Source organism: Micromonospora sp. NPDC049204, assembly GCF_040647935.1.
Lineage (GTDB): Bacteria > Actinomycetota > Actinomycetes > Mycobacteriales > Micromonosporaceae > Micromonospora.
This window is the reverse complement of the sequence record NZ_JBEZDC010000019.1, coordinates 66,414-78,712: the sequence shown is the minus strand read 5'-3', so window position 1 is coordinate 78,712 and position 12,299 is coordinate 66,414. Positions and strand designations below refer to the sequence as shown.

Annotated in this window: 13 protein-coding genes; 8 read left to right on the top strand and 5 right to left on the bottom strand. The window is 74.6% G+C overall.

Annotated features, from left to right (window positions below):
* Positions 1-23: 23 nt before the first annotated feature.
* The 3 genes from AB0A90_RS29100 (at position 24) to AB0A90_RS29090 (ending at position 2,002) form a co-directional block, all read left to right on the top strand.
* Positions 24-632 (top strand): hemerythrin domain-containing protein, encoded by a 609-nt coding sequence (locus tag AB0A90_RS29100; RefSeq protein ID WP_357254145.1) that lies wholly within the window; start codon positions 24-26, stop codon positions 630-632.
* A gap of 85 nt (positions 633-717) precedes the next feature.
* Entirely contained in the window at positions 718-1,698 is a 981-nt protein-coding gene (locus AB0A90_RS29095; protein WP_357254143.1) for a LysR family transcriptional regulator, read from the top strand.
* 58 nt (positions 1,699-1,756) lie between these two features.
* The gene (locus AB0A90_RS29090) at positions 1,757-2,002 is read left to right on the top strand and encodes a hypothetical protein (protein WP_357254141.1); all 246 of its coding nucleotides are present in this window, start codon (positions 1,757-1,759) and stop codon (positions 2,000-2,002) included.
* Positions 2,003-2,060: 58 nt separating this feature from the next.
* Here AB0A90_RS29090 and AB0A90_RS29085 read toward each other — a convergent pair whose 3' ends face one another.
* Genes AB0A90_RS29085 through AB0A90_RS29075 form a run of 3 tightly spaced genes read right to left on the bottom strand, consistent with a single transcriptional unit; the run spans position 2,061 to position 5,169 of the window.
* Positions 2,061-2,411, bottom strand: coding sequence for a DUF3140 domain-containing protein (locus AB0A90_RS29085; RefSeq protein ID WP_357254139.1), 351 nt, complete (start codon positions 2,409-2,411; stop codon positions 2,061-2,063).
* Positions 2,411-2,614, bottom strand: coding sequence for a hypothetical protein (locus tag AB0A90_RS29080; RefSeq protein WP_357254137.1), 204 nt, complete (start codon positions 2,612-2,614; stop codon positions 2,411-2,413). The genes AB0A90_RS29085 and AB0A90_RS29080 overlap by 1 nt, the downstream gene beginning before the upstream one ends.
* A complete protein-coding gene (locus AB0A90_RS29075; RefSeq protein ID WP_357254135.1) occupies positions 2,611-5,169 on the bottom strand; it encodes an ATP-dependent Clp protease ATP-binding subunit in 2,559 nt (852 codons plus the stop codon). The genes AB0A90_RS29080 and AB0A90_RS29075 overlap by 4 nt, the downstream gene beginning before the upstream one ends.
* A gap of 141 nt (positions 5,170-5,310) precedes the next feature.
* Here AB0A90_RS29075 and AB0A90_RS29070 point away from each other — a divergent pair, with 141 nt between their 5' ends.
* From AB0A90_RS29070 to AB0A90_RS29050, 5 genes are all read left to right on the top strand, one after another.
* On the top strand, positions 5,311-5,691 hold the full coding sequence (locus AB0A90_RS29070) for a hypothetical protein (protein ID WP_357254133.1): 381 nt from the start codon (positions 5,311-5,313) through the stop codon (positions 5,689-5,691).
* 152 nt (positions 5,692-5,843) lie between these two features.
* Positions 5,844-6,104 (top strand): hypothetical protein, encoded by a 261-nt coding sequence (locus AB0A90_RS29065; RefSeq protein ID WP_030504016.1) that lies wholly within the window; start codon positions 5,844-5,846, stop codon positions 6,102-6,104.
* Between the two features lie 6 nt (positions 6,105-6,110).
* On the top strand, positions 6,111-7,229 hold the full coding sequence (locus AB0A90_RS29060) for a hypothetical protein (RefSeq protein WP_357254131.1): 1,119 nt from the start codon (positions 6,111-6,113) through the stop codon (positions 7,227-7,229).
* Positions 7,222-9,897 (top strand): FtsK/SpoIIIE domain-containing protein, encoded by a 2,676-nt coding sequence (locus AB0A90_RS29055; RefSeq protein WP_357254129.1) that lies wholly within the window; start codon positions 7,222-7,224, stop codon positions 9,895-9,897. The genes AB0A90_RS29060 and AB0A90_RS29055 overlap by 8 nt, the downstream gene beginning before the upstream one ends.
* Positions 9,894-10,556, top strand: coding sequence for a hypothetical protein (locus AB0A90_RS29050; RefSeq protein ID WP_357254127.1), 663 nt, complete (start codon positions 9,894-9,896; stop codon positions 10,554-10,556). Before AB0A90_RS29055 ends, AB0A90_RS29050 begins: the two co-directional genes overlap by 4 nt.
* A 219-nt stretch (positions 10,557-10,775) precedes the next feature.
* On the opposite strand, the gene AB0A90_RS29045 is transcribed toward AB0A90_RS29050, so the two are convergent.
* Together AB0A90_RS29045 and AB0A90_RS29040 are read right to left on the bottom strand one after the other, a co-directional pair.
* Entirely contained in the window at positions 10,776-12,050 is a 1,275-nt protein-coding gene (locus AB0A90_RS29045) for a cupin domain-containing protein (protein ID WP_357254125.1), read from the bottom strand.
* A gap of 9 nt (positions 12,051-12,059) precedes the next feature.
* Positions 12,060-12,299: hypothetical protein (locus AB0A90_RS29040; RefSeq protein WP_357254123.1), on the bottom strand; the 240-nt coding region annotated here is incomplete at its 5' end.

The window sequence follows — 12,299 nt, the reverse complement described above, 5'->3', positions numbered from 1 at the left end:
GCCCGCCAGTCGAGGAGGGCACCATGTCCGCCGTTCCCCTGCCGCCGCTGCCGCCCGCACCCGCACCCGAGGAGGGCTACCGACCCGGTGGCCGCAACATCGCCGACATCGTCGATCGGGAGCACCGTCAACTGGTGGCGCTGCTGGACCAGCTGACCGGCCCGGACGCCACACCGCGGGAAGGGCTGCCGGTGCTCACCGCCGCGTTGTCGCGGCACCTCTCCGCCGAGGAGCAGTACCTGCTGCCGGCGGTACGCGCCGCGCTGCCGGCGGCCGCCGAGCGGGTGGACGCCGAGATCAACGCCGACGCCAGTCTGCTCAGCGCCCTGAAGGGCGCGACCGACGAGGCGTTGGCCGAGATCGCCGAGCGGGTCCGCCACCACGTCGACGGGGTGGGTGCGCTCGTCACCGAGCTGCGCGCGGTCGCGACCCAGGAGGAGCTGATCCGGCTGGGCAACCGGCTGGAGATCGCCGAGGAGGCCGCGCCGACCCGGCCGCACCCGGGCACTCCGGCCACCCCTCCGTGGAACCGGATCGTGGAGCCGGCGGTCGGGGTGGTGGACAAGGTGCTCGACGCGGTGACCCGCCGGCCGACGTACCTGGCGGACCTGCCGGAGTCGCCGCGGGACTGACGGCGGCGGCGATCCCAGGTGCATTCATTATCACCGATCCGCTCGGGCTATTCCGCCGACTGACGTGTAGTCCTACCGTCACGGTATGAACCTGGAGCTGCGTCACCTGCGGGTGGTCTGCGCGATCGCGGAGACGGGGAGTGTGACGAAGGCGGCGTCGGCGCTCGGCCTGGCCCAGCCGGCGCTGACCGCCCAGCTCCAGCGCATCGAGCGGACCCTGGGCGGCCCGCTGTTCGACCGGGACCGGCGCGGCGCCCGGCCCACCGCTCTCGGTGAGCTGGTGCTGGCTCGGGCTCGGGTGCTGCTGCCGGCGATGAAGGGGTTGCAGGACGAGGCGGCCCGGCTGGCCGGGGCCGGCGACGCGCCGCCGTGCTACCGGTTCGGTGGGGTGAACAGCCCGATCCTGGGCCGGATGGTGCACCGTCTGGCGGCCGAGCAGCCGCCGGCCCAGATCACCACGCTCGCCTCCTGGTCGGTGGACGAGCTGGCGCAGTTGGTGGCGGGCGGCCGACTGGACTTCGCCCTCACCGGGGTGTGCGGCGACGCCAGCCCGTCGGCGGGGTTCGGGTTGAGCTGGCAGGAGGTGGCCATCGACCCGGTGCTGGTGCTGCTGCCCGAGACGCACCCCCTCGCCGCGCACGACGAGGTGCGCCTGGCGGACCTGCGGCACGAGCAGTGGGTGGCCGCCCCGGGCGACGGCTGCTTCGCCGACTGCTTCGCCACCGCCTGCGCGCGCGCCGGATTCACCCCCCGCAAGGTGTACGAGACCGACATCCGCGGCTGCGTCGACCTGGTGGAGGCCGGGGTGGCGATCGCGCTGTGCCAGGCGACGTTCCGCCCGGTGGCCGGGTTGGTCACCCGCCGTCTCGCCGGCGTACCGCTGCGCTGGCGGCTCCTGCTCGGCTGGCATCCGGACTCCCCCGCCGCCCGGGAGGCCGACCTGATGGTGCAGACGGCGAAGGCGGCGTACGTCGACTCGTTGGCCCCGCATCCCGCGTACCTGGACTGGCTGCTGCGTCACCCGGCGTTCGGCGTCCGGCAGCCCACCGGGGTCCGACCGGGCTGAGCGGGAGGTAACCGGCCGGTGGCGGTGCGAACCGCCGTGGGCCGGGTATCTGGCGGACATGACCGACCTCTACCCGCCCGCCGACGACCGGGAACTGCTCCGCGAGGCGGCCGCCGCGCACACCGCCGCCACCCGTGCGGTGGAGGCGTTCCTGCGCCGCCTGCCGCAGGTGCCCGACCCGGCCGCCGTCACCGAGTACGCCAACCTGCTCACCCGGGAGGACCAGACCCGCACCGACCGCGACGCCGCCGCCGACGCGGCGGGCCTGACCATCGCCAGCCTGGAACCGGACCAGGGCCAGTAGCGCAGACGCGATCGGTGCCGTCCCCGGCCGGGACGGCACCGTTCGCGCGTGGTGTCGTTCAGAGTTCGACGAGCGGGTCGTGTCCGAGGTCGAGCAGCGAGTGCCGCCAGGTGTCGTCGGCGTTGCCGCGCGACGGCTTGGCGTCCATCAGCTCGCGGATCCGCTCGACCGCCTCCCGCATCACCTCGATGTCCTCCGGGGTGAGGTCGACCTTGCGCTTGTTCAGCACCTTGAGGATCTCCCGGCCCGGCTGGGGCAGGTCGAGGTTCGGGTTCGGGCTGAACGACTCCTCCCCGGAACCTCTGGTCAGCAACCACGTCCGCAGTTGCTCCGACGGGACGTTGACCTCGGCGTGGAAGTCCTCCCAGAGGACTTCCACCTCGGGGTCGAGCCGCGCTTCGCGTACCATCAGGTCTCCTCTCCGGGCGGTTTCCCGGACGTCTCCGGGTCGTCCTGGTCGGTCTTGGGATGCAGGCCCTCCGCGGGCACCCGCGTACGGCGGGGGTTCGCGGTGGGCGGCGCCAGGATCGGGTCGGGATGGTCGTCCTCGTCCCGGGCTTTCGTGGGCTCGTGCGGGTCCTCGTGCTCGTCTCGTCGCGCCGGCCCGCTCATCGCGGGTGGGTGGTCGTGGCGGCGGTGTACCCCCGCTCGCCCGCGGTCACGTCGAAGGTGAGCGCCCCGTCGCGGACGTCCACCGTGACCTTCTGCCCCGGTGAGATCGCCGACTCCAGCAGCATCCGGGACAGGTGGTTGTCGACCTCCCGCTGGATGACCCGACGCAGCGGACGGGCGCCGAACTCCGGCTGGTAGCCGTGCTCGGCGAGCCAGTCGATGCCGGCGGTGGTGAACTCCACCTGGAGGTCCTGGGCGTGCATGCGGCGGCGGGTCTCCTCCAACAGCAGCGCGGTGATGTCGCGCAGCTGCTCGGCCTCCAGCCGGCGGAAGATGATGACCTCGTCGATGCGGTTGAGGAACTCCGGGCGGAAGTTCTCCTGCAGGCGGCGCATCAGTCGCTCCCGCAGTTCGTCGTTCTCCTGCTCGCTGCCCACGTCCCCGCTGCCGAAGCCGACCGAGCGCTGGGCGCCGGTGATCAGCTCCGAACCGAGGTTGCTCGTCATGATCAGTACGGTGTTCTTGAAGTTCACCGTGCGACCCTGACTGTCGGTCAGCCGCCCGTCGTCGAGCACCTGGAGCAGGATGTTGAACACGTCCGGGTGGGCCTTCTCGATCTCGTCGAGCAGCACCACCGCGTACGGGCGGCGACGCACCGCCTCGGTGAGCTGACCGGCCTCCTCGTAGCCGACGTATCCGGGTGGAGCGCCGACCAGTCGACTGACCGTGTGCCGTTCCTGGAACTCGCTCATGTCCACCCGGACCATCCGGTCCGCCTCGCCGAACAGCGCCTCGGCCAGGGCACGGGCCAGCTCGGTCTTGCCGACACCCGTCGGGCCGAGGAACAGGAAGCTGCCCATCGGTCGTTCCGGGTCGGCCAGCCCGGCCCGGGAGCGACGGACGGCCTCGGCGACGGCGGTGACCGCGTCGTCCTGGCCGACCACCTTCTGGTGCAGGTGCCCCTCCAGGCGCAGCAGCCGGTCGCGTTCCTCCTCGGTCAGCTGGCTGACCGGGATGCCGGTGGCCCGGGAGACCACCTCGGCGATCTCCTGCGGACCCACCTCGGGCACCTGCGAGGCGGACGAGCCGTCGTCACCGTTCGCGCGACGGATGTCTCCCTCCAGCTCGGAGATCCGGTCCCGCAGGGCGGACGCGCGCTCGTACTGCTCGTCGGTGACGGCCTGTTCCTTGTCCCGGCGTACCTCGTCGAGCTCCTGCTCCAGTTCCCGCACGTCGGAGGCGGGCGTACGGGTCCGCAACCGCACCCGGGCGCCGGCCTGGTCGATCAGGTCGATGGCCTTGTCGGGCAGGAACCGGTCGGTGACGTACCGGTCGGACAGCTCGGCGGCGGCGACGAGCGCCTCGTCGCTGAAGCGCACCTGGTGGTGGGCCTCGTACCTGTCGCGCAGGCCACGCAGGATCGCGATGGTGTCGTCGACGCTGGGCTCGGGCACCAGCACCGGTTGGAAGCGTCGGGCCAGCGCGGCGTCCTTCTCGATGCTCTTGCGGTACTCGTCGAGGGTGGTCGCGCCGATCACCCGCAGCTCGCCGCGGGCGAGGGCGGGTTTGAGCATGTTGGACGCGTCCATGCCGCCCTCGCTGCCGGCGCCGCCCGCCCCGACCAGCGTGTGGATCTCGTCCATGAAGATGATCAGCTCGTCCCGGTGCGCCCGGATCTCGTCGATCACCTTCTTCAGCCGTTCCTCGAAGTCGCCCCGGTAGCGGGTGCCGGCGACCAGGCCCGCCAGGTCGAGTTGGACGACCCGCTTGCCGAGCAGGGTCTGCGGCACGTCCCCGTCGCAGATCCGTTCGGCCAGCCCCTCCACGATGGCGGTCTTGCCGACGCCGGCCTCCCCGATCAGCACCGGGTTGTTCTTGGTGCGCCGGGACAGGATCTCGATGGCCTGCTCGATCTCGTCGGCGCGTCCCACCACCGGGTCGATCTGGTCCATCCGCGCCAGCTCGGTGAGGTCCTGCCCGTACTGGTCGAGGGTGGGCGTGCCGCGATCCGGCTTGGGCCCGGTCATCGGTCCACGCTCGGCGTTGGCGGCCTGCAGCGACTCGGGTTGGATCCGGCCGGCGGCCAGCATCCGACCGGCCGGCGACTCCGGGTTGAGCGGCAGCGCCATCAGGATGTGCTCGGGGCCGATGTAGTTGGCGCCCATCGCCCGGGACAGTTGGTGGGCGTCGAGCAGCGCCCGCTTGGCGGCCGGGGTCAGCGACAGGTTGGGCGGCACCTCTCCGCGTGGCGCGCCGTCGCCCTTGCCGCCGAGCGCGTTGAGCAGGGTGTCCGGGTCTGCTCCGGCCCGGCGTACCAGGTCACGTAGCGGTTCGCGTTGCAGCGCCGCCCAGAGCAGGTGGTCGGTGTCCAGGTCGTTGCTGTGGCGTTGCGCGGCCCGTCGGGCCGCGTCGGCCAGCATTTCCCGGGCGTCCGCGGTCATGAGTCGGGTGATGTCGACCCGGTGCGGCGGTCGGCGTCCTCCCTCGCCCCGACCGAAGTACCTGGCCAGGAATTCGTCCCACGGGTCGGAGCCGGTGTCACCGGGTCCCATCATGTCTGTCCTCCGCAGTCGGGCGCGGCACGGTCGGCAGGGGCTACCCGGCGCGCGCCCCGACAAACGCCGCGGGAGACGGCGTACCGGCATCCCGGGAGTGGCGTCGGGTCGGGACAGGCCGTTTGGTGGCAGGCTGGCCGGATGGATGAGACCCCGCTGCTGATCGTGGATGGCGCCAACGTGGTGGGCTCCCGCCCGAACGGGTGGTGGCGTGACCGGGCCGGTGCGGCCGCCCGTCTGCGCGACTCGCTCGCGCCGGTGGCGACCATCGGGTTGCCGGCCCGACTGCCGGCACCGGTGGAGGTGGTGCTGGTGGTCGAGGGTGCCGCGCGGGACGTACCCGGGACCGACGGCGTCCGGGTGGTCTCCGCACCCGGCTCCGGCGACGACAGCGTGGTCGACCTGGTCGCGGGCGCACCGCTTCGGCGTCGGTTGGTGGTCACCGCGGACCGGGAGCTGCGCGAGCGGGTCACGGCCCTGGGCGCGGAGGTGTACGGACCGCGCTGGCTCCGGGAGAACTGAGAAGTTCTCGCACTGGGAGTCCCACACAACGGACTCCCGGCACTTCCAGGTGCCTTCCGGACAGGCGGGCAGGAACACCGACAGGGCGGATGTTCTTTCGCGGCGGCCGATAGGCTCTAATGGAGATCTCCCCGCCCCCAGGAGGTTCCGCCGTGGCGAGCGTCGCCGAGCTGAAGGCTGCCATCGATGTCGCCCTCCAACAGATCGGTGACGGGCAGACAGCCGTGCAGGCGGCCGGCGAGAAACTGGCCGAGGCGCAGCAGACCCTGGCCGGCGCGCTGGAGGGCAGCGGGCACGAGACAGTGGAGGCGGCCCAGGCGTCGCTGACACAGGCCAGCCAGGAGCTGGAGGAGTGTCTCGCCGCGACACTTGTCGCGGTCGAGCAGGCGCAGCTCTACGTCGCGACCCTGTAGGCCGCCATGTCCATCATCGAGGACGTCGGTGGGCAGGTCCGCGCCGCCAGCGAGGAGTTCCCGCTGGCCCTGCTCGGACAGGCGTTGGAGAAGTTCGGCCTGGCCGCGGAGCGACTGCGCTGGGTCCGTCAGGAGTCGGCCAACCCGATGGGGGTGCCGGAGTTGTCCGCCGCGACCGAGCACGCCGAGAGCGCCGGCTACGCGCTACGGGTGGCGCAGGAGCAGCTCTCGGCGTATCTGGCGGCGATCGGGTTGGGCGCGGACGGCGCTCCGGCGCCCCGCCCTGAGCAACGCGCTCCCCGACACGACACGCCGCCGGCGGCCGGTCCCAGCGCGGTCGCCCCGGAGCCGACCGAGCAGGTCCGGATGCGCCGCTGGTGGTCGGTGCGGGTGGCGGAGCTGACCGGCGGGCGCGAGGGCGCCGACGACGAGCCCGACGAGCGGGTGAACGACTCCCAGGAACTGCTGCGCCGAGTGGTGGGTGGTGTCCGCTCCGGCGACCGGGACCGGCTCCGCACGGAGCTGCGGCGGGCGCCGGCCGACGTGGGGCTGGGGATGGCGGCGCTGGCGCCGCCGCTGCTGCGCGAGCTGGCCGGTGAGTTGCTGGGGCATCCGCCGCGCGCCGCCGACCTCGGTCGGTTGCGCGGGGAGTTGGACGGGCGGGTCCGCGACCTGCTGCCCGGGCTGCCGCCGCCGGTGCTGGAGACGCTGCTGACCCGGGTGTGCCGGATGCCGCCGCCGCGTGCCTCCGGGGAGCCGCCGCACGCCGCCGACTCCGCGGTGACCGCCGGTGTGGCGACCGGGCTGCTGCTCGCCCGTCTCGGCCGGGACCTGCCCTCCGGCGCGGGCCAACCAGCCGGCGCGGGCGACCAACGCGGAGCGGGTCAACCGGGCGGCGCGGGCCAATCGGGCGGCGCGGGCCAACCGGGCGGCGCGGGCCAGCAACGCGGTGCGGGCCGCGCGGGTCAACACGGCGGAGCGGGTCAGCACGGCGGCGTGGGTGCGCGTCCTGGTGGTGCGGTTCGGCGGCCGGGGGATGCGGGTGGACAGCGCTCCGGTGGGTTGCCGCCGCGTTCGGGCAGCCCGTGGCGGGACGCGCCGACGCGTCGGAGCTCCGATGGCTGACCGGCGTGGTCAGCTGGCCGGGCGAATCCGGGACAGCCTGGCCGAGGCGCTGGGAGCCACCCGTACCCGGCTGTCCGCCGCCCAGGCGGAACTGACCGCCGGGCGGGAACGGCTGGCCCGCGTCCAGCGGGCGGCAGCCGCCGTACCGGAGCGGGTGGGCGCCCAGCGGGACCGCCGCATCGCCGAGATCGACGCCCGCTACTCCGCCCGGATCGCCGAGCTGGCCCGGCGCGCCGCCGAGGCGGCCCGGCAGGAGGCGCCCGGCTGCGCGGGGGCCGACTGGGTGGGGTGGGCGCCGACGCCGACGCGGCGCGCGGAGCCGCCCGGCGCGCTGCGGGTCGGCACGGTCCGGATCGACGGCGTCGATCCGGTGCCCGCGCTGGTGCCGCTGCTCGACGCCGGCCACGTCCACCTCTCCGGAGACGATCGGGCCGGCTGCGACGCGGTGGTGTCCGCGTTGCTGCTGCGGGCCGCCGGCCGCGCCGACCCCGGGGCGGTACGGCTGGTCGGGTACGACCCGGAGCAGCTCGGCGGCGGCCTGGCCGGGTTCGCGCCGCTGGGCACGGCGGGGCTGCTCACCTTCGTCGGCCCCGGTGGGCTGGGTCCCCTGCTCGACGACCTGGTGGAGCAGATCCGCCGGATCAACGAGACGGTGCTCGCCGGTGAGTACGCCTCGCTACGGGAACTGGCCGCCGCGACCGGCCGGCGACCCGAACCGTGGCGGGTGGCGGTGCTGCTCGGCGGCGACGAACTCAACCGGCACGAGCGCGGCCAACTGGACCGGGTGGTCCGTGCCGGCGCGGCCTGCGGGGTGCACCTGGTGGTACACGGGGTGCCGGTGCCGGAGGACCCGACGGTGACCCGGGTGGTCGCCGGGGCCGCCGGTGCGCGCATCGGCGGGTCGGCCGGGCTGCCGGTCCGGCTGGATCCGCCGCCACCGGCGACGCTCGTCACCGAGACGTGCCGGGAGATCGCCGTCCAGGTGAACGCCGGCCCGCCGCCGACCCCGTTCGCGGACCTGCTGCCCCCGCCCGAGCTGATGTGGCGGGAGGATTCCGCCGACGGGTTGACCGCCCCGATCGGTGAGGGGCCGCAGGGTCGACCGGTACGGCTGTCGTTGGGCGACTACCCGCCGCACGCGCTTATCGGTGGGCCGTCCGGCACCGGCAAGACCAACCTGATCTTCGCGTGGATCGGCGCGCTCGCCGCCCGCTACTCCCCCGCCGAGCTGGAGTTCTATCTGCTGGACTTCAAGGAGGGGGTGTCCTTCGCGCGGTTCGCGCAGGGCCGCCGTGACCCGAGCTGGTTGCCGCACATGCGCCTGGTCGGCATCAACGTGAACACCGACCGGGAGTTCGGCCTGGCGCTGCTGCGGTTCCTCGCCGAGGAGCTGCGCCGGCGCGCCGACGCGGCCAAGAAGCACGAGGTCACCAAGCTGGCCGAGCTGCGGGCGGTCGACCCGACCGGGCACTGGCCGCGGATCGTCGCGGTGGTCGACGAGTTCCAGATGCTGCTGGCCGGTCGGGACGTGGTCGCCCGGGAGGCGGCCGACCTGCTGGAGGACCTGGCCCGGCGCGGCCGGTCGCAGGGCATCCACCTCGTGCTCGCCTCGCAGGACGTGCGGGGCATCGAGGCGCTGTGGGGGCGGCCCGCGCTCGTCGCCCAGTTCACCCTGCGCATCGCGCTGCCCAAGGCGCTGCGGATCCTCGCCGAACGCAACGACGCGGCACAGTCGCTGCCCCGCTGGCACGCGGTCGTCAACGCCGAGTCGGGGATGGTGGAGGGCAACGAGGTCGCCCGGATCCCGTCGGCCAGCGACTGGGAGACGTGGAGCGGGTTGCAGCACCGGCTGTGGCGGATGCGCCCGCCCGACGCGGCGCCGGCCCGACTCTTCGACGGCGACGCGATCCCCCGGCTGGCGGACGCCCCGGACTTCCGGGCGCTCGCCGCACCCCCGGACGGGAGCGTGCCGCGCAGCCCGGTGGCCCTGCTCGGCGAGATCATCGACGTGCAGTCCCGCTCGGCGGCGCTGCGCCTGCCGCGCGCCCCGGGGCGTAACCTCGCCGTGCTCGGCACCCGGGTGGACGAGGCGTGCGCGGTACTGGACGCGGCGGCCCGGTCACTGGCCCGCCAACATCCGCCCGGCACCGCCCGGTTCTCCATCGCCTGCCTCGACGCGGACGCCGACCCGATGGCCCGCGCCCTCTACGACGACCTGGCCGACGACGCCGCCTGGTACGACGAGGAGACCGTGGGCGAGCTGATGGCCGAGACGGCCGACGGGCTGACCGGGCCGGGAAGCCCGCACTACCTGCTGCTGTTCGCGGTCGACGCGGCGGCCGGCGCGCTGGCCGCCCGCGCTGGCCGGCGCACCGGCCTGGAACAGCTACGCCGGATCCTGCACGACGGGCCGGAACGACGGACGCACGTGCTGGCCTGGTGGCGGGGTGTGGCCCGGATGCGCGCCGACCTCGGTGGTCCGGCCGCCCGCACCGACCAGATCGGCGCCTGGGTGGCGCTGGACGCGCACGGCGGCGAGCTGGGCTCCTCGCTCTACCCCGGCACCGGCGGCCCGGACTGGTATCCCCGCCCGTGGCGCGGGCTCTTCTTCGACCGGGCGGTCCACCGCACCGGACAGGTGATCATCCCTTACGGACCGTCGCGATGAACGAACCAGTGGCCAGCGAGACGTACGCGGCGCAGTTGCGGCGACTGGCCGAGCTGACCGCACGGGTGGGTGAGCAGCGCGCCGAGGCGCACACCTGGTACGAGCGGCAGTGCGCGGCTGCCGAGCGGGCCGTCGCCGAAGCCGCCGAGCAGGTCCAGCACGCCGAGGTGGAACTCGTCGAGGCGCGCGAGCAGCAGGAACGCGTCGACGCCGAGGTGGCGCACCTGTGGCAGCAGGTGCGTACCCGCCTCGGCGCCCGTCGTCTCGGCGGCCCGCCCGCTCCGGCGAACAGCGGCGGGGCCACCGACGCGCTGGCGCTCCTCACCCGGGCCCGGGACCTGCTCGACCGGGCCGGCCAGCCGGGTGAGCTGCCGGGTTCGGTCAACCCCCTGCTGGCGCTCTGCGGGGTGGGCGGTGCGGTGTTCGCGTACGCGCTGGGGGCCGGGGCACGGGCGTTGGGCGTCGGGTACGGCGGCGACCTGGCGGTCGGGATGCCGGTGCTGGCGCTGGTGGTGACCCTGTTCGGGCCGTTGGTCGGGCTGGCGCCGGCGCGGGTGCTGGCCGACCGGCGGCACGCGGTGCTCGGACCCCGGCCGATCATCGTGGTGCTCGGCGCGGGGTTGGTCACGACCGCATTGCTGCTGGCGCTCGGCCGCTGAGCGCGGTCGTCCAGCGGGGGTCCGCCGGCCGTCGCCGCGGTCTTCCACGGGGCGCCGCGGCCGGCGATGATGGACTCGGGTCCGGAAAGACGGGCCATCCCCGCCGCCCGGACCCCGCGACTTCAAGAAAGCCGAGTCGATCACCCGCCGCGCCACACCGGACCAGGCCGCGCCACACCAGGCCGCGCCACACCGGTCCGGCGACGGCGGGCCGGGCCGTCAGGCCGGGACCAGGACGGCCTCGCGGAGCAGGCGGCGGGTCAGGGTGACCCGGTCGGCGTCGTCGGGCAGGCCGGGCAGGTCACCGACCCGGGTGACCGCGCCGCTGAGCAGGACACGAGCCGCCGCCTCGCAGTCACCAGGCAGGGTGATCGTGCGGTCGAACAGCCGCAGCGCCACCGTGTCCGAGCCGTGCGGCACCAGTTGCCAGCGCAGGCCGGGCCGCAGGGTGACCCGGGCGTCGGCGTCCAGCGCGGCCACCGCGTCGGCCTGGGCGAGCGGTCGGATGGGTGCCGGGCGGGCAGCCGGCCAGGCCCGCTGGCGCAGTCGCGCGGCGACCGCGCCCGGGTCGGCGCGCAGCAGCCAGTCCCGCAGCGCCTCCACCGTCTCGGTCAGCTCCGGCTCGATGGCGTCCGGGTCGGCGACGTCGGTGCCGAACGGCAGGGTGGCCCGCAGCCGCTGGTCCTCGGCGGCCAGCGCGAGCAGCTCCTCGACCAGGGCGTACCGGGTGAGCGCCCGAATGCCCACGGTCAGGTGCAGGGAGCTGGCGTCCTGTGCCTGCGCGCTGTGCAGCCAACCCCGGGGCAGGTAGAGGGCGTCGCCGGGGGCGAGCACCACGTCCAGCGCGGCGGGGCCCTGCGCGGTCGCGCCGACCTCGTCGGCCCGGCCACCCCACGGCTGCTTCTCCAGCGGGTCGGGCAGCACCGGCGGGTGGATCCGCCAGTGCTTGCGGCCGTCCACCTGGAGGACGAACACGTCGTGCGTGTCGTAGTGGGTGGCGAATCCCTGACTGCCGGCCGGCGTCAGGTAGGCGTTGATCTGCAACGGCTGGTTGAGCGCGAGGCCCAGGTCGCGGGCGAAGTCGACGAGCGGCGGCCAGATCCGGTGCAGACCCTGCAACACAAGGGTGGCGCCAGCGGCGTACTGCTCCAGGACCCGCTCGTCGAGCACCTGGTCGCCGATCTCGGCGCCGGCACCGCCGCCGCCGGTCCAGCGCGCCGCCGGCACCAACTGGCCGTCCCTGGCGACCCGCAGGAACGGGGTACGCAGACCGCGCCGGCTCAGCAGCTCGTCGGCGTCGGCGGGGCTGAGCAGGTCGGTGAAGCCGGCCGGGTCGGGCAGCTCGGCGGCGCGGGACAGCAGCGGCGTGTGTCCCCAGTGCGCGGCGGCGAACTTGGCCGGTTCGACCGAGACGCAACGGGCCAGCGCCGCGGCGGCGGATGCGGACGGAACCGCCGGGCGGCCGTGGCCGCCCGGCGGATCGAGGTGCGTCATGGTGTGCCGCTACCGCGCGCTGCCGTCGGCGCCACCGTCCTGGTGACCCGGCGTCGCACCGCCGTCGGCGGGACCCTCCGCGCCACCATCGGCGCCACCGTCCTGGTGACCGGGGGTCGCGCCACCGTCGGCCGGGCCCTCCGCGCCACCGTCCGCGCCACCGTCCTGGTGACCGGGGGTCGCGCCACCGTCGGCCGGGCCCTCCGCGCCACCGTCCGCGCCACCGTCCTGGTGACCGGGGGTCGCGCC